Below are 16,079 nucleotides of genomic sequence, written 5' to 3' on the forward strand. Positions count from 1 at the left end.
ACCCGACTCGCACCTGCAGCCAGGAGTCGATATTTCGGGATGCGGGCGCATCGAGAGGCTACGAGCCCTCTGGCCTGCGTCGACCATATTGTTTGCCACGTGGTGCAGGCCGCCGCCCTTCTGCCGGCAGTCCCGGAGGTTCCAGGCGCCGGTCAGTTCCAGGGGTTGGCCGCCTGGTCGTTGATGGCCGTCCAGAACCGCGTGTTGTTGGGGATGTTGCCGTAGGCCCAGAAGGTCCAGCCACCGGTCTGCGCCAGGTCGGACCCGAAGTGGCCGTCGTGGAACTCGGCCTCGCGCCAGCCGGCCCCGAAGGAGGCCTGGCAGAGGCTGTCCGCCGCGGCCCGGCTGTTGAGCCGGGCGCCCTTGACCGGCTGGCTGAGGGCGACGGTGCCCTGTGCCCAACCGTTGTAGAAGCCGATGCTGATCCCGGACGGGGCCGGGCTGCCGTCGACGTTGAGGCAGAGCACGGGCAGCGAGACCGACGGCGCGGTGTCGCCGTTGTAGGCGTTGCTCGGGCTGCCCCCGGGGCCGCCGACCTGGACAGTGCCCTCCGGGCCGTAGGCGACGACGGACCAGGTCATCCCCAGGTGGGTGCCCGGTCCGGTGGCGGCCTCGGCCGGGGCCGCGGACAGCGGGATCAGGGCGGCTGCGGCGACGGCGGTCGCGGTGGCGACGACCTTCTTCAGACGGTTCATCAACTGCTCCTGGTTCGAGGCGTCTCGTCAGGCGACCGGCTCGTTTCGGCCGGTGCACAGCAAAGGTCTCAACCGGACGCACACAACTGGCATGATCTGGTCATTGATCCATCACCGCCCGTGCCCATCCACGCGCAGCGACGGTCCGGCCCGGCCCGCGGATCCCAGGGAGGGACACTTGGAGTTCAGGATCCTCGGCTCGCTGGAGGTGTGGACCGGCGACGGGAGGCGCGTCCCCTCCGAAGGCTCCCGGCAGGAGCGACTGCTCGCCGCCCTGCTGCTCAACGCGGACATCTCCGTTCCCGTCGCCCGTCTGGTCGACGCCGTCTGGGACGAGCGGCCACCGGCCACCGCCACCCGCCAGGTCCGCAACCTCGCCGGGGTGTTGCGGCGCCGCTTCGCCGAAGCCGACCCGGACGCACCGCCGGTGCTGCTGACCGACGGCCGCGGCTACCGCATCACGCTCACCGGCCACCGCCTGGACGCCCGCGCCTTCACCGACCGACTCGCCCTCGCCCGCCGCGAGGCCGCCGCCGGACGATCCCCGGCGGCGGTCGACGGGCTCCGCGAAGCGCTCGCCCTGTGGCGCGGCCCCGCACTGGACGGACTCGCCGTGGACGCGGACGCCCCGGGCGCGGTCGCGCTGGACGAACTGCGACTGACCGCCTGGGAGGAATGCCTCGATCTGGAGCTCGCCCTCGGCCGGCACCGCGCGGCCGTCCCCGAGCTGACCGCGCTGGTGGTCGACCACCCGCTCCGGGAACGCTTCACCGGACAGCTGATGCGCGCACTGCACGGTTCCGGGCGCGCGCCCGAGGGGCTCACCGCCTACCGCCGGTTCGCCGAGCGGCTGGCCGACGAACTCGGGCTCGACCCCGGGCCGGAGCTGCGGGCGCTGCACCTGGAACTACTGGCCACCGAACCGGTCCGCCCCGAGGCGGCGCCGACCGCAGCGGCCCCGGTGGCCACACCCCCCGTGGCCGCACCCCCCATGGCGGCACCCCCAGCGGCCGCACCCCCGGTGGAGGCGCCGCCGCCCGCCCAACTCCCGCCCGCACTTCCCACCTTCGTCGGACGCGGCACGGAGCTTCGCGTCCTGGACTCGCTGCTCACGACGCCCGCGACCGGTGCCACCGGCGCAGCCGTCCCCGTGTGCGCGCTCTCGGGCCCGGCCGGGGTCGGCAAGACCACCCTGGCCGTCGACTGGGCCCACCGCGCCCGGGACCGGTTCCCGGACGGCCAGCTCTACGCCGACCTGCACGGCTACTCCGTCGCCGCGCCCCTCGACCCGCACACCGTCCTCGCCCGCTTCCTGCGCGCCCTCGGCGTGCCCGGCGACCGGATCCCCGCAGCGCCGGACGAGGCGGCCGCGCTCTACCGCTCCCTGCTGGCCGACCGCCGACTGCTCGTGGTCCTCGACAACGCCCGCGACGCCGAACAGGTCCGCCCGCTGCTGCCGGGTGCCCCGGACTGCCGCACGGTGGTCACCAGCCGCACCCGACTCGACGGCCTGACCGCCCGCAACGGCGCCCGCCCCCTGGTGCTCGATGTCCTGCCCGCCCATCAGGCCCTCCGCCTCCTGGCCCGCATCGCCGGCGAGCACCGCACCCGCGCCGAGCCGCACGCCGCGGCCGAACTCACCGCCGCCTGCGGCCGACTGCCCCTCGCCCTGGCCATCACCGCGAGCCGCCTCGCCGCCTTCCCGGGCCGCAGCCTCGCCGACCACGCCGCCGAACTCCTCGACGCGGAACACCGGTTGAGCGCCCTACAGATCGACGGTGACGCCACCTCGGCGGTCCGCGCCGCCTTCGACCTCTCCTACCGCTCGCTCCCCGCCGAGGCCCGATCCCTGCTCCGGCTGCTCGCCCTGGCCCCGGCCGTCGGCGTCAGCTCCGGCGCGGCAGCCGCCCTGACCGACACCCCCACCGCCGCCGTCCGGCCCGTCCTCGACCACCTGGCCACCGCCCACCTGCTCACCCACGAGGACCGCCACCGCTACCGGCTCAACGACCTCCTGCGCCTCTACGCCGCCGAACGCTGCACCGCCGAGACCGGTACCGCCGAGCGCCGCGCCGCCCTGGAACGCCTCAGCTCCTGGTACCTCCACCACGCCGACTCCCCCACGCCGCCGCCCTCCCCTCCCGCCGCGGACCACCCGTGGAGCCGGGGCCACCACCTGATCGGCCTCCACCTCGACGAATGGGTCGAGGTGGACCGCCTGGCCGCCCTGGCCGCCTGCGCGGCGCAAGCGCCGGACGCCCCCTGATCCCGGCCCCGGCCTCCTGATCCCGGGCCCGGCCGCCGACCCCCGCGGTCCGTACGGCTACCGCACGAGCAGCGTCGCCTCGACGCCGGCCAGGACCGCCACCAGGCCCTGCTCGAAGCCCTGGTCGAAGCCCTGGAACATCACCCGGCCGGCTTCGGCGGCGAGCGGGTGGGCGGCCAGCCGCTCGGCCCGGGCGTCCAGGTCGTAGCCCTCCTCGCCGTCGAAGGGGTTGGGGCCCATGGCCTGCTCCTCGATGACGTAGCCGATCGTGTAGCTGTACGCCGTGTACCAGGCGCGGGCCGCCGCCTGCGGGGTGAAGCCCGCCCCCGCGAGCAGGAGCAGCCCGGCTTCGAGCCCCGCCGCGTACGAGGTGTCGGTGAACCGGGCTCCGCTGTAGACCCTGGCCCCGTCGCGGTAGCGGAGCAGTTCGGCCCGCAGCCCCCGCATCGTCGCCAGGTAGGCCTCCCGCCAGTCCGCCGCCGGGGGGATCCGGGACGGACCGGCGGCCGCGCGCCGCATCATCTCGGTCGCCATCTCGTCGAGCAGCGCCTGCTTGTCCTTGAAGTGCCAGTACAGCGCCGGTGCCTTGACCTCCAGCGCGGCGGCGATGGCGCGCAGGGTGAGGCCGTCCAGGCCCACCTCGTTCAGGAGTGTCAGTGCGGTGTCGACGACCGTCCGGCGGTCGAGCTTCGGGGTTCTCTGCGGCGTCACGGTTGACAGCTTAACGACGTTAAGTGCAGTCTTCCAGCAGCGACCACTTAACAACGTTAAGGAGATGCTCATGGCCACCCGCGCCACCGACCCGCACACCGACGTCCTGATCGTCGGAGCCGGACCGACCGGCCTCGCCCTCGCCGTCGACCTCGCCCGGCACGGCATCACCGCACTGCTCGTCGAACGCGAGAGCGGGCTCTTCCCCGGCTCCCGCGGCAAGGGCCTCCAGCCCCGCACCCTGGAGGTCCTGGACGACCTCGGGGTACTGGCCGACATCCGCGCCGCCTCCGGGCACTACCCGCCGAACCTGTTCTGGCGCGACGGCGAGCCGCAGGACGAACGCCGCATGTACGAACCGACCGAGCCCTCCGAGGCCGAGCCCCACACCGAGACGCTGATGCTGCCGCAGTGGCGGACCCAGCAGGTGCTGCACGACCGGCTGCGCGCCCTCGGCGGTTCGGTCGCCTTCGGACGCGAACTGGTGGGCCTGGCCCAGGACGCGGACGGCGTCACCGCCGAGTTCGCCACCGGCGCCCCGGTCCGGGCGCGGTACGCGGTCGCCGCCGACGGCGGACGGTCGGCGGTCCGCAGGCTGCTCGGCATCGGCATGACCGGGCAGGTCGTCGACCCGGACCCGATGCTGGTCGCGGACGTCCTGGTCACCGGCCTCGACCGCGACCACTGGCACGTCTTCCCGCCCAGCGACGGCGCCGCCGGGCGCGGACCGCTCGGCGGCCTGCTGGCCCTGTGCCCGCTGCCCGGCACGGACGAGTTCCAGCTCGTGGCGCAGTACCCGCAGGACACGACCGTCGACGCGTCCCTGGACGGCATCCGCGACGTGGTCGCCGCCCGCTCGCACCTGACCGCCGAACAGGTCACCGGAGTGCGCTGGGCCTCCGAGTTCCGGCCGCGGGCGGCCCTGGCGGACCGCTTCCGCGCGGGCCGGGTGTTCCTCGCGGGCGACGCGGCGCACGTACACTCCCCCGCCGGCGGGCAGGGCCTCAACACCAGCGTCCAGGACGCCTACAACCTGGGCTGGAAGCTGGCCGCCGTGCTCGGCGGCGCGGCCCCGGACGCCCTGCTCGACACCTACGAGGAGGAGCGCCGCCCCACTGCGGCGGCGATGCTGGACCTGTCGACCCGGGTCCACCACGGCGAGGCCCGCCGGGGCCGGGCGACCCAGCAACTCGGCCTCGGCTACCGGGAGTCGTCGCTGGCCGAGGAGACCCGCCCAGCCCTGCCGGAGGGCGCCCTGCGGGCCGGGGACCGCGCACCGGACGGGCGCCGGGGTGGCGTCCGGCTCTTCGACGCCTTCCGCGGACCGCACTGGACCCTGCTGGCGGTCGGGACCGAGTCCCCGCTCCCGCAGACCGCCTGCCCGGTGGTCCGCATCCCGGACTACGAGGCCTACGGCACCGGCGTGTTCCTCATCCGCCCCGACGGATACGTGGGCTGGGCCGGGGCCACGGCGGACGGCCTGACGACCTACGCCTCCCGGTACGGCGCCCTGCGCCGCTGACGCCCCGGCCCGCCCGGGCCCCGGCCAGGGCTCGGACGGCCACACCTTCTACCTCGGCGGCAACACCTACCCCGGCGGCGTTCCGGGCACTGTCGCCAGCCTGGAGATCATCAAGAACTGACGAGCCATCAAGTCCTAGACAGCTGAGATACCTTCGACGATCCGGCGGATCTCCCGCGCCAGGGCGTCGGGGTCGCTGGTCGGCACCAGGTGGTCGGCGTCGGCCGCCAGCACGTGGCGGCCGACCTCGGCCCGACCGACGCGGTAAGCATGGGAGGCGTTCACGGCTTCCCGGACCTTCGGGCCCATGCCGGTGGAGGTCCGCACGGCCGAGACCACCGTGAGCGGGATGCCGCCGAGGGCCGGCGGGTTCTCCTTCAGGGCGGTCAAGTCCGCGACGACGGAGGCGAGTTCGGCGCCCCTCGTGCGGATGGTGGAGACGGTGAAGCCCTCCTCGCGCATCTCGGCCGCGGCGTCCGCCGGCAGGGCGTCGAGCATCGGGCGGAAGGCCCGGGCCAGCAGGCCGGTGCGGGCCAGCAGCATGCTGACCGCCTGCCCGATCCGCTCCTGGCGGCGCACCGAGGGCGCGAACACCAGGTCGCAGGACTCGTCCGTCGGGTCGGCCAGCACCAGGCCCGCGATCCGCTCGGGGCGGGCCGCGGCGGCGATCCGGACGATCGGCCCGCCCCAGCTGTGCCCGACCAGGACGAACGGCCCGTGGCCGAGGCCGCCGAGGTGGTCGAGCAGGTCGTCGAGGTCCTCGGCGAGGCGGCGCAGCGGGCGCGGCGCCGGATCCGGCGCGCTGCGGCCGAGCCCGCTGCGGTCGTACGCCACCGTCGCCGCGACCCCGTCCAGCCTGAGCTGCACCGGCGCCCAGTACGAGCGGCTGGAGGCGAGCCCGCCCTCCAGCACGACCGTCGGCATGCCCTCGCCGCCGGGCCCCGGCCGCCGCATGTAGAACAGCTCCCGGCCGTCCCGTGTCCGCGCCCGCCCCGGCTCACCCTGACTGTGCATCCCCGGCACCGCCCTCACCCTCGACCGTCCATCAAGTTTGGTTAGCCTAACCTCACTTGCCTGGTGATCGCGACCACCCGTGGCCGACCTGCGGGGCGGCGGGGTCGGCGGGGGCGGCGGGGTCGGTCAGTACTCGGCCAGGTCGAAGACCGTGGCCGCGCGGAAGGCCTCGCCCAGCTCGGGGCCGGGCCGGTCGAAGCCCTCGACCCCCTCGGAGTCGACCTCCGTGGTCTCGAACCGGCCCTTGGTGTGGTCGAGGATGGCCTGATTGGCCGCCACATGGCCGCGCAGCCGCTGCTCGTAGGCCTGGTAGGCGGCCTCGTGGTCGCCGTCGGCCGCGTGCAGTTCCCCGGCCAGCACATAGGCGGCGGTCAGGGCCACGCTGGTGCCCTGGCCGGTGGCCGGGGAGCAGCAGTACCCGGCGTCGCCGAGCAGGGCGACCCGGCCCTGCGACCAGCGGTCCATCCGGATCTGCGCGACCACGTCGTAGTGGAAGGCGTCCCCCTCCCCCAGGGACTTGAGGAACTGCGGCACCTCCCAGCGCATCCCGGCGCAGCGCTCGGCCACCAGCCGCCGCTGCTCCGCGAGGTCGCGCGGCAGCAGGTCCCCGACCGGCTCGTCGGACGTGAAGACGGCGAAGACGCGCAGCTCGCTGTTGTCCCGGACGGTCATCGCCATGCAGCCCCAGGCGGCCTGGCCGTTGGGCTGGTGGATGACCTCCCAGTGGTCGAGGCCGAGGTGGTTGGGGGCGCTCCAGCCGGCGATGTAGATGCTGGTCGGGTGCAGGTAGTCGGCCTCGGGGCCGAAGACCAGGCGGCGGGTGTTCGAGTGCAGGCCGTCGGCGCCCACGACGAGGTCGAAGGACTGCTCGTCGCCGCTGGTGAAGCGGACCTGGACGCCCTCCTCGTGCTGCACGAGGGTGTCGATCGACTCGCCGAACCGGTACCGGACGCCGGGCCGGGCCGCCCCCGCCAGCAGGGCGGCCAGTTCGTCGCGCAGGATCTCCACGTCCGGGCCGTCCACGGCGCCCCCGGTGGCCGTCCACTCGGTGGTGCGCTTGAGCTCGCGGCCGTCCGCGTCGACCAGGGACATGCCGCGCAGTCCGGTCCTGCGGGCCCGGACCTCCTCCAGGAGGCCCATCCGCTCGATGATCTCCAGCGCGTTGCCCCGCACGTCCACCGCCTGTCCGCCGCCCCGGAGTTCCGGGGCGCGCTCGACGACCGTGACGTGGAAGCCGTAGCGCTCCAGCCAGTAGGCGAGGGCGGTGCCGGCGATCCCCGCCCCGGAGATCAGGACCGAGGTCGTGCGCGAGTGGTGCGGTCGGGTGCTGTTCGACATGGTGCTCGACATAGTGGACCTCCCGTGAGTCGATGTCGTGCCGCCAGTCTCGCCACGGCGGCCGACAGGTCGCTCACAGGACGCTGACACGACCGACGAGCGACCGCCGGACCGCCGACAGGCCACCGACAGGCCACCGACAGGCCACCGACAGGCCGCGTCACCGACCGCGTCACCGGCCGGGCCAGGGCGGCAGCCTGTGACCTGGGGTCACAGGATGACCGCCTGTCTGGCTGGCCGCGAGGGCCGTCCGCAGGATGGCCGCATCGGACTCCTGCCCTCCCGTCGCGGCCGCTCGCGCCTGCCGTCCGAAGGCCCGGCCGCTCCCTCGCACGACAAGGTGGTGATCGCTGTGAGCAGCATCTCCGACCCGCCCCGACCCGAACAGGCCGAGGACGTCCCGCCCCTGGCGCCGGCCCAGGCCTTCGAACGGTGGCGCTACGCGGGAGTGTTCCTCCTGCTGTTCCTGTTCGGCACGGAGACCTTCCTGGTGTCGCCGCTGCTGCCGACCATCGCGGACTCGGTGCACACCACCGAGGCGGCCGCCGCCTCCAGCGTCACCGCCTACGTGCTGGTGTACGCCGTCGCGGCGCCCTTCCTCGGGCTGCTGAGCGACCGGTTCGGCCGCCGCCGCACCCTGGTGGCGGGCACCGTGCTGTTCGTCGTGTCCAACGCGGCGGCCGCCCTCTCCACCGGGCTGACGCTGCTGGTCGTCTCCCGCGCGGTGGCCGGGCTGGCGGCGGCGGCGGCCGGGCCGGCGATCTGGGCGCACATCGCCGAGACCGCGCCGGAGGCGGTGCGCGGCCGGGCCCTCGGCCTGGGCATGGCGCTGTTCTCCTGCGGCCAGGTGATCGGCGTGCCGCTCGGCGGCTTCCTCGCCGGGCTGGCCGGCTGGCGGTCGGCGTTCTGGGCGCTGACCATCGGCACCGCGGCGGCCGTGCCGCTGCTGCTGAGCCAGGTCCAGCGTCGTTCGGCGCAGGCGGCCGCGCCACAGGTGGGGGCGGTCCGGGCGATCCTGGCGGGCTGGGCCGACCCGACGCTGCGCCGCGCCCTGCTGGTCAACACGGTGTTCAACACGGCCAACCTGGGCGCCTACACCTTCCTCGGCGCGGTGCTGGTGCAGCGCTTCGACCTGTCGGTGCAGGCCCTGGGCCTGGTGGGCGTGCTGGTCGGTGCGGGCAGCCTGGTCGGCTCGCTGCTGGGCGGCCGGCTCGGGGACCGGGCCAGGACCGCCGGGCGCTCCGACCTGCCGCTGCTGCCGCTGTGGGGCGTGCTGCTGGCGGCGGGCGTCGCGCTGGCGGCCAAGGGGCCCGGCCTGGTCCTCGCCCTGGCCGGCGTGGTGGTGTGGTTCCTGGCCTCCGGAGGCTTCGTGACGGACCAGCAGACGCTGGCCGGCACCATCGCCCCGGAGCTGCGGGCGACCTCCAGCGCGTGGCTGACCTCGACCATGTACGCGGGCACCGGCCTCGGCGCCTGGGCGATCGGCACGTTCGGCAACGTCGCGGACGGCACCCTGCTGATCGGCACCGGGCTCGCGCTGGTGGCCGCCCTGGGCGCGCTGGCGGTCAGCCTCGGCCTGCGCCGGTCCACCGCATCGGGCACCTGAGGCCCCGCCGGAACGGCCGGGCCGCCCCGGGGGACCGGCGACCGGCGGCTCAGCCGACCCGGCGCTCCCCCTCCACGCCGCCGACCGCGCGCAACGGATGATCGACCAGTTCGGTCATCCGCGCCCGGTCGGCGGCGCCGTGCGGGGTGAACAGCAGCACCGTCGCGGTCGGGTCGTCCACCGGGTGGAAGGACGACAGCGTCAGCCGGACCGGGCCGAGCCCGGCCGGCTCGACGGTGACGGTGCGGACGGTCAGCTCCGCCACCGAGTGGCAGCCCCACCAGTGCCGGAACTCGGGCGCGTCCTCGTCCAGGTGCCGGTAGACCTCGCCGGTGCGGGGGTCGGCCAGGGCGGGACCGGCCTGCGCCCGGAACTGCTGGAAGACGTTCATCGCGAGCGGCTCCCAGTCGCGGAACACGGCCCGCACCCGGTGGTCGGCGGCCATCACCCACATCAGGTTGCGCCGGTCCGCGGGGACGAACTCGGGCGAGCCCCAGAGCGCGACCCAGGCTGCGTTCCAGCCGAGCAGGTCGAAGTGCCGGTCGAGCAGGACGGCCGGGCTGGTGGGCCAGGAGTCCAGGACCGGCCGGATGGCCTCGGCGAGCCGGTCGGCGCCGTCCTCCGAGGCGGCGGCCGCCGTCGGCTCGTGGTAGCCGGCCAGGCGCATGGCGTGCCGCAGCCCGGCCGCGTCCAGCCGCAGCACCCGGGCGATCGCCTCCAGCACCTGCCGGGAGGCGGTGACCCGCCCCTGCTCGACCCAGGTGTACCAGGCCAGGCCGACGCCGGAGAGGGAGGCGACCTCCTCGCGGCGCAGACCGGGGGTGCGGCGCCGGGTGGTGGCGGTGAGGCCGACGTCGGAGGGCTTGAGGAGCTCACGATGGGCGCGCAGGAAGGCGCCGAGTTCCCTGCCTGCGGGGGGAGTTGACACGGTTGGCTCCTCGGCCCTGGTCGGTGCCGTCGAATGCGGGGGGTGTGGGCTGCCACCAGCGTAGACGCAGCCCGCCGCCCACCCCAGGGGTGAGCGGCGGGCTACACATGTTGTTAACGAGACGTCAGCTGCCACAGCCGGACGGGCATGTGGCTGACGTGGCCGCGCTCCTGCTGCCGACGCCAGGCGCTCTCGCCGACCGCGCGGAAGAAGGCGGGCCGCTGCTGCGCCGGCACCGCACGGCTGTAGTAGTCGCCGAAGGTGGCGGCGTGGAAGTGCTCGTACTGGGCGGCGCCGTCGACGGTGACCACGGCGTCGCGCTCCAGGTGGCCGGCCACCGCGAGGTGCGGGCCCACCACCGCCGCGAGCTCGTCGACGGTCCTGGTCCGGGTCGCGATCGGCAGCACCCCGGCGCGCTCCAGGACGCCGGGCACCTCGTCGTACGGGGTGCCGAGGGCAACCAGGGCCTCGCGGACCAGCTCGTCCTCACCGCCGAGGCCGCGCTCGTCCCGGGCCGGGTGGTAGGTGGTGAGCAGGAAGCGACCGCCGGGGGCGAGGTGGGCGGCGGCCCAGGCGAAGATCCGTTCCTCGTCCGGGTACAGCCAGTGCAGCACCGAGGTCTGGGTGATCACGTCGGCCCGGAACGGCAGCGGCTCGGGCACGGTGAGGTCGGCCCGGTGCAGGGCGACCCGCTCGCCGTAGGGCTGGAGCCGGGCGGCGGCCTCGGCGATGCGGTGCTCGGAGCGTTCCAGGCCGACGGCGCGCCGCAGGGAGGGGAAGCGCTCCAGGGCTTCCTGGAGCAGCTGGCCGATCCCGCTGCCGAGGTCGATCAGGGACTCGGGGGCTCCGGTGACCTGGTCGAGCACCCAGTCCCGGTCCTGGACCTGGCGCAGCCGGCTGGCGTCGGCGTACCCCGCGAGGGTACGGGCCTGGATCTCGACGGCGGACGTGCTCACGGCTGGTTCTCCTCCACGGTGGACGGCTGTTCGGTGGACGGCTGCTCGGTCGGCGGCTGTGCGGCGGACGGCTGTGCGGCGGCGGGCTGCTCCGCGACGCCCTGGTCGACCAGGTGCAGCAGCCGTTCGCGGGCGGCGCTCTGGTCGTAGCGCTTGAAGAGGTTGATCCGGTTGCGGGCCAGGTCGCCCCGGTGCACGTACTCGTAGAGGTCCTGGCGCTGGCCGAAGCCGTCGCCGGTCAGCTCCCAGGCGATCCGGAAGAGCCGGGCCTTGCGTTCGGCGTCGATGTCCCGGCCGCGCATGTAGCGGTCCAGGTGCGGGCGCAGCCGGGGGTTGGCGAGGTCCCCGGCGGTGGGCTGGATGAGCAGCCCGGAGGCGCCGATCCTGCGGACGATCTCGACCGCGCTGCCGGCCACCTCGGCCGACCAGACCCGGGAGGCCGCCGTGTCGCCGGGGGCGAACAGGCCGCCGTCGGTGAGGCCGCCGCGCGCCTCGGCGGCGTCGAGGAAGTACTCGGTCAGTTCGGCGTACCCGGCGAGGCGGCCCAGGTCCTCCTGGATGTTGCGGAAGCCGTCCACGCCGATCGACTCGGCGACCAGGGTGGCACTGGCCAGCAGGGTCCGCAGCCGCTCGCGGTAGCGGATGTGGCCGACGTAGGCGCTCCAGGCGTTGATCCGGCCGAGGCCGGTGCGCGCCAGGTTCGCGTCGCGCAGCAGGAAGACGCGGTCCCAGGGCACCAGGACGTCGTCGAAGAAGAGCATCGCGTCCTGCTCGTCGAACCGCGCGCCGAGCGGGTGGGCGTGCCCCCAAGAGGCGCTGCCGAGCGGTTCGCGGGCGAGGGTGATCAGGCCGGGGGTGTTGAGCGGCAGGGCGAACCAGGTCACGAACTGCTCGCCGCGGCCCTCGGTGAACGACGCCGAGAGGTAGACCAGCACCTCGTGGGCGATCGGGGCGAGCGTGGTGAGCTGCTTGGCGCCGCGCACCACGATGCCCCGGTCGTTCTCCTCCACGACGCGCAGGGCGAGGTCCGGGTCGTCGAGCGGGTTGGCGGAGCGGTCGATCTGCGGGTCGCCGAGGGCGTGCGAGAGGACCAGGTCGTTGCTCGCACAGTGCCGGTACCACGCCTCGGCGTTGGCGCCGAAGCGCGGGTCGGCCCCGGCCAGCTGGTGCCGGAAGTCGTAGACGCCGACGGCGATCGAGGCCATGAAGGCGGGTGAGCGGCCCTGCTGCCCCAGTGCCTCGGCGTGCCACAGCTCGGCGCTGCGGCGCTGGAGCCGCAGGTCCTCCAGGGTGCGCGGGGGCTGGTAGGCGCGGGCGAGCCGCAGGCCGCTGTCCGGGTCCTCCCAGGTGAGCAGGTCGCGGTGGGCCGGGTCGTGCTGGAGGTCGATCAGGCGGGCCAGTTCGTCCACGGCCGGGCGGAACGCGGGGTGCTCGGCGGGGTTCGCGATGCGCTTGCCGTCGAGGTAGAGCTCGCGGCCGTCGTCCAGTTCGGCCCGGTACCGGTCGCCGGTCAGCAGGCCGCGGGCGGTGGCGGGTGCGCCGCGACCGGTGATGGTGCCCAGCAGTGTCATGCGCCAACTCCGTTTGATGTCAAGGGTTCAAGGGTTCAAGGGTTTCGGGTCGATCACGCGGTACCGGCCGTCGTGGTAGAGCAGCGGGTCGCCGTCGCCGCGGTCCGCGGCGGCGACCCGGCCGACCAGGATGGTGTGGTCGCCGCCGGGCAGGGTGCCGTGCAACCGGCAGTCGAACCAGGCCAGGGCGTCGTCGACGAGCGGGGCACCGGTGACCGCCGTCCGCATCGGCACCGCGGTGAAGCCGCCGAGCGCGCGCCCGGCCCCGGGTGTGGCGAAGCGCCGGGCCACCGCCGACTGGCCGTCCGTCAGGACCGAGAGGCCGAACCGTCCGGCGGCGCGGGCCGCGGCCACGAGCGGGCTGTGGCGGCTGACCGCGACGGTGACCAGCAGCGGGTCGAGGGAGAGGGTGCTGAAGGAGGAGACCGTCTTGGCGAAGACCTCCTCGTCCGCGCGGGTGGTGACCACCGCGACCCCGGTGGTCCAGCCGCGGGAGGCGGCCCGGAAGGCCTCCTCGGTGGCCTTCGCCGTGGTCACGGCCGCCGCGGGGCCGCTCATCGCAGCCCCACCCGGTAGGCGCGCAGCCACTCGTCGACCTGGACCAGGTGGTCGAGGCCGCCGACCGGGTTCGGCGCGGTGCGCGGGCTGGGCAGCGGGCGGCCCTCGGCGAGCAGCCGGCGGACCGGCTCGCGGTCCACCAGCTCGAAGACCGGCGCGTTCGGGTCGGCCAGCAGCTCGTGCGCCCGGGCGGTGAGCACCTCGGTGTAGTGGACGGCCGGGGTGGACGGGTAGCCGCTCTTGGGCCGGTCGGTGACCTGCGGCGGGAGGAGGTCCCGGACGGCGTCGCGGAACAGGCCCTTGGCCCGCCCGTCCGGCGCCTTGAGCGCCCACGGGACGTTCCAGAGGTACTCCACCAGGCGGTGGTCGCAGAACGGCACCCGCACCTCCAGGCCGACCGACATCGACACCCGGTCCACCCGGTCCAGCAGCGGGGGGAGCCAGCGGGTGAGCGCGAGGTGGAAGACCTCGCGGATCCGCGCGTCGGCGGCCGACTCGCCGGGCAGGCGCGACACCTCGCCGAGCGAGCGGTGGTAGGCGGCGGCGGTGTACTCCTCGGGTCGCACCTCGGCCCGGACGTCCGGGCGCAGCAGGTCCGCCGGCGTGGCCTTGCCGTGCAGCCACGGGAAGGTGGGCGCGGCGACGGCCTGCGCGTCGTGGAAGTACGGGTAGCCGCCGAAGATCTCGTCCGCGGCCTCGCCGGAGAGCGCGACCGTGGAGCGCCGCCGCACCTCGCGGAAGAGCAGGTGCAGCGAGGCGTCCATCTCGCCCCAGCCGGGCCGGTCCCGGGCGCGCAGGACGGCGTCGCGGGCGTCCAGCAGGTCGTCGTCGGGCACCAGGACGGTGGTGTGCAGGGTGCCGATGTGCTCGGCGGCGGCCTGCACGTACGGGGCGTCGAGGGTGGTCCGCCAGGCGTCCGGGGTGCGGTCGGTGCTGCCGGGGAAGTCCACCGAGAAGCTGGCGATCTTCCCGTGGCCGGCCCGCTCGCGGGCGGCCGCGGCCAGCGCGGTGACGGCGCTGGAGTCGACGCCGCCGGAGAGCAGGGTGCACAGCGGCACGTCGCTGATCAGCTGCCGTTCGACGGCGTCGGCGAGCAGGTCCCGGACGGTGCCGCGGGTGGTCGCGGCGTCGTCCCGGTGCTCGGCCGACTCCAGCCGCCAGTAGCGGAGTTCGCGGGTGGCGCCGCGGCCGACGACCACCAGGTGGCCGGGCCGGACTTCGTGCAGCCCGCGGAACAGCCCGTGGCCGGCGCTCGGCGCGGCGGGCAGCGCGAACAGCTCGGCGATGCCCTCGGCGTCCAGTTCGGCGCGGAACAGCGGGTTCGCGAGCACCGCCTTGGGCTCGGAGCCGAACAGCACCCCGGTGGCGTGGGCGTGCCAGTACAGCGGCTTGATGCCGAGGTGGTCGCGGACCAGCAGCAGTTCCTCGCGCGCGGCGTCCCACAGGGCGTAGGCGAAGATGCCGTTGAACCTGGTCGGCGCGTCCTTGCCCCACTGGAGGTGGGCCCGCAGGACCACCTCGGTGTCCGAGCGGGTCCGGAAGACGTGCCCGAAGGCCTCCAGTTGCGCGCGCAGCTCGCGGTGGTTGTAGAGCTCCCCGTTGTAGCAGAGCACGGCGCCGGCGTCGGGCCCCGGGCGGTCGGCGAGCGGCTGGACCCCGCCGTCCAGGTCGATCACGGACAGCCGGCGGTGGCCGAACGCGGCGTGCCGGGAGAGCCAGACGCCGTCCGCGTCCGGGCCGCGGCAGGCCAGGGTGGCGGTCATCTCCCGGACCGTCCGCGCCTGGTGGCGCAGGTCGGTGTCCCAGTCGATCCAGCCGGTGACACCGCACATCTCAGGACTCCCCCGGTTCGTCGTTGGCGGCGGGCCCGGCCGCGGCGCTCGACTCCCAGCGGCAGCCGTGGCCGGTCGGGCCGTTGGTCAGGCGGTGCGCGGGCCGGTAGCCCTTGGCGCGGATGTTGGCGGACAGCGCCTCGGTGCAGTAGGTGCAGGGCGAGGCGAGGGTCAGCTGGACGCCCGAGCGGCGGGCCTTCTCGCGGTAGTCCCAGATCGCGCAGTGCGTGATGGTGAGCGCCGCGTGCTCGGCGCCGGGCGGCTCCTCGTCGTCGAACTCGTACTCCGAGCCGTACAGTTCGGCCTGCCGGGCGATCCGGTGGATCGGGTCGGCGGCGCCCCGGCCGTGGTCGGGTTCGACCTCGCGGTGCACCTCGGCATTGGACCGGGCCCAGTCCCCCAGCCCCTCCTCGCCGTAGCGGCGCACGAGGAAACGTTCCATCAGCGCCTGGTCGCGGAAGAACACCCGCTGCCACTCCGGGGCCGGGGCGTCCGGCGCGGGGAGGTCGGCGAAGAGCTCGGACTGCAGCACGAACCAGTCGGTCAGGTGCAGCCCGTTCCCACGCGACACCAGGTACCGCGTCAGGCCCGCCTCGGCCTCGTGCAGCCGCTGGCGCCAGAGCGCGGACCGCTCGGCGTCCGACATCGCGCGGTACGGGGACCTCGGCTGCTCCGCGCCGGGGCTCCGGTGACTCGCGGCGGCCAGCACCGCCGTGCGCGGGCCGGCGTCGGCACCCGCCGCACCGGCGGAACCGGTCGGGCCCCCGGTCCTGTCGGACACACCCCCCATCGGGCCATCTCCCTTCGGCTGGACGATCCTTCGGACCGTCTCGTGTGGTGGTCGTTTCCCGCCACGCTACGGAGCCGCCCAGGCGCCCCGGTAGCCCCGAACGGCGCCGCTCAGGGCGCCGATCGTCGCCTCGCGCATGCTCCGAAGGTCACCTGCGGGAGGCGGCCGGAACACGACGGAGGGCGGGCCCCGCGTGCTGCGGGGCAGCGCGAGCGCGACGAACCGCTCGGGCCCGGCGCCGGCCGCGATCAGCAGCCGGGCCAGCCGGTTGGCCCGTTCGTCGAGCTCCCGG

Annotated in this window: 14 protein-coding genes; 3 read left to right on the forward strand and 11 right to left on the reverse strand. The window is 74.8% G+C overall.

Annotated elements, in window-relative coordinates; translation table 11 throughout:
• Nucleotides 1-152: 152 nt before the first annotated feature.
• Nucleotides 153-695, reverse strand: a complete 543-nt coding sequence (locus AB0O82_RS37600; RefSeq protein WP_363589385.1) for a hypothetical protein — start codon at nt 693-695, stop codon at nt 153-155.
• A gap of 178 nt (nt 696-873) precedes the next feature.
• On the opposite strand from AB0O82_RS37600, the gene AB0O82_RS37605 reads away from it, so the two are divergent.
• Complete coding sequence (locus AB0O82_RS37605) at nt 874-2,961, forward strand: BTAD domain-containing putative transcriptional regulator (RefSeq protein ID WP_363589387.1); 2,088 nt, start codon at nt 874-876, stop codon at nt 2,959-2,961.
• Between the two features lie 57 nt (nt 2,962-3,018).
• Here AB0O82_RS37605 and AB0O82_RS37610 read toward each other — a convergent pair whose 3' ends face one another.
• Nucleotides 3,019-3,672 (reverse strand): TetR/AcrR family transcriptional regulator C-terminal domain-containing protein, encoded by a 654-nt coding sequence (locus AB0O82_RS37610; RefSeq protein ID WP_363589389.1) that lies wholly within the window; start codon nt 3,670-3,672, stop codon nt 3,019-3,021.
• 70 nt (nt 3,673-3,742) lie between these two features.
• On the opposite strand from AB0O82_RS37610, the gene AB0O82_RS37615 reads away from it, so the two are divergent.
• The gene (locus AB0O82_RS37615) at nt 3,743-5,194 is read left to right on the forward strand and encodes an FAD-dependent monooxygenase (protein ID WP_363589391.1); all 1,452 of its coding nucleotides are present in this window, start codon (nt 3,743-3,745) and stop codon (nt 5,192-5,194) included.
• Nucleotides 5,195-5,329: 135 nt separating this feature from the next.
• On the opposite strand, the gene AB0O82_RS37620 is transcribed toward AB0O82_RS37615, so the two are convergent.
• Both AB0O82_RS37620 and AB0O82_RS37625 read right to left on the reverse strand, forming a co-directional pair.
• A complete protein-coding gene (locus tag AB0O82_RS37620; RefSeq protein ID WP_363589393.1) occupies nt 5,330-6,208 on the reverse strand; it encodes an alpha/beta hydrolase in 879 nt (292 codons plus the stop codon).
• Nucleotides 6,209-6,334: 126 nt separating this feature from the next.
• Nucleotides 6,335-7,546, reverse strand: a complete 1,212-nt coding sequence (locus AB0O82_RS37625) for an FAD-dependent monooxygenase (RefSeq protein ID WP_363589395.1) — start codon at nt 7,544-7,546, stop codon at nt 6,335-6,337.
• Between the two features lie 352 nt (nt 7,547-7,898).
• Here AB0O82_RS37625 and AB0O82_RS37630 point away from each other — a divergent pair, with 352 nt between their 5' ends.
• Entirely contained in the window at nt 7,899-9,152 is a 1,254-nt protein-coding gene (locus tag AB0O82_RS37630; RefSeq protein ID WP_363589397.1) for an MFS transporter, read from the forward strand.
• Nucleotides 9,153-9,201: 49 nt separating this feature from the next.
• Here AB0O82_RS37630 and AB0O82_RS37635 read toward each other — a convergent pair whose 3' ends face one another.
• The 7 genes from AB0O82_RS37635 to AB0O82_RS37665 all read right to left on the reverse strand — a co-directional run.
• Entirely contained in the window at nt 9,202-10,080 is an 879-nt protein-coding gene (locus AB0O82_RS37635) for a helix-turn-helix domain-containing protein (RefSeq protein ID WP_244293271.1), read from the reverse strand.
• Between the two features lie 113 nt (nt 10,081-10,193).
• Nucleotides 10,194-11,036 carry a class I SAM-dependent methyltransferase gene (locus AB0O82_RS37640; RefSeq protein WP_363589399.1) on the reverse strand — a complete coding sequence of 281 codons (843 nt, stop codon included), beginning with the start codon at nt 11,034-11,036 and terminating at the stop codon, nt 10,194-10,196.
• Nucleotides 11,033-12,607 (reverse strand): 4-hydroxyphenylacetate 3-hydroxylase N-terminal domain-containing protein, encoded by a 1,575-nt coding sequence (locus tag AB0O82_RS37645; RefSeq protein WP_363589401.1) that lies wholly within the window; start codon nt 12,605-12,607, stop codon nt 11,033-11,035. Before AB0O82_RS37645 ends, AB0O82_RS37640 begins: the two co-directional genes overlap by 4 nt.
• Before the next feature lie 27 nt (nt 12,608-12,634).
• Nucleotides 12,635-13,165: a flavin reductase family protein gene (locus AB0O82_RS37650; RefSeq protein ID WP_079135392.1), complete on the reverse strand. Its 531-nt coding sequence runs from the start codon at nt 13,163-13,165 to the stop codon at nt 12,635-12,637.
• On the reverse strand, nt 13,162-14,997 hold the full coding sequence (gene asnB / locus AB0O82_RS37655) for an asparagine synthase (glutamine-hydrolyzing) (RefSeq protein ID WP_363589403.1): 1,836 nt from the start codon (nt 14,995-14,997) through the stop codon (nt 13,162-13,164). The genes AB0O82_RS37650 and asnB overlap by 4 nt, the downstream gene beginning before the upstream one ends.
• A 1-nt stretch (nt 14,998) precedes the next feature.
• Nucleotides 14,999-15,778, reverse strand: coding sequence for a hypothetical protein (locus AB0O82_RS37660; RefSeq protein WP_363589405.1), 780 nt, complete (start codon nt 15,776-15,778; stop codon nt 14,999-15,001).
• Between the two features lie 75 nt (nt 15,779-15,853).
• Nucleotides 15,854-16,079, reverse strand: a 226-nt coding sequence (locus tag AB0O82_RS37665; RefSeq protein ID WP_363589407.1) for a hypothetical protein, incomplete at its 5' end; no start/stop codon positions are given.

The organism is Kitasatospora sp. NPDC088264, from assembly GCF_040685715.1.
Lineage (GTDB): Bacteria > Actinomycetota > Actinomycetes > Streptomycetales > Streptomycetaceae > Kitasatospora.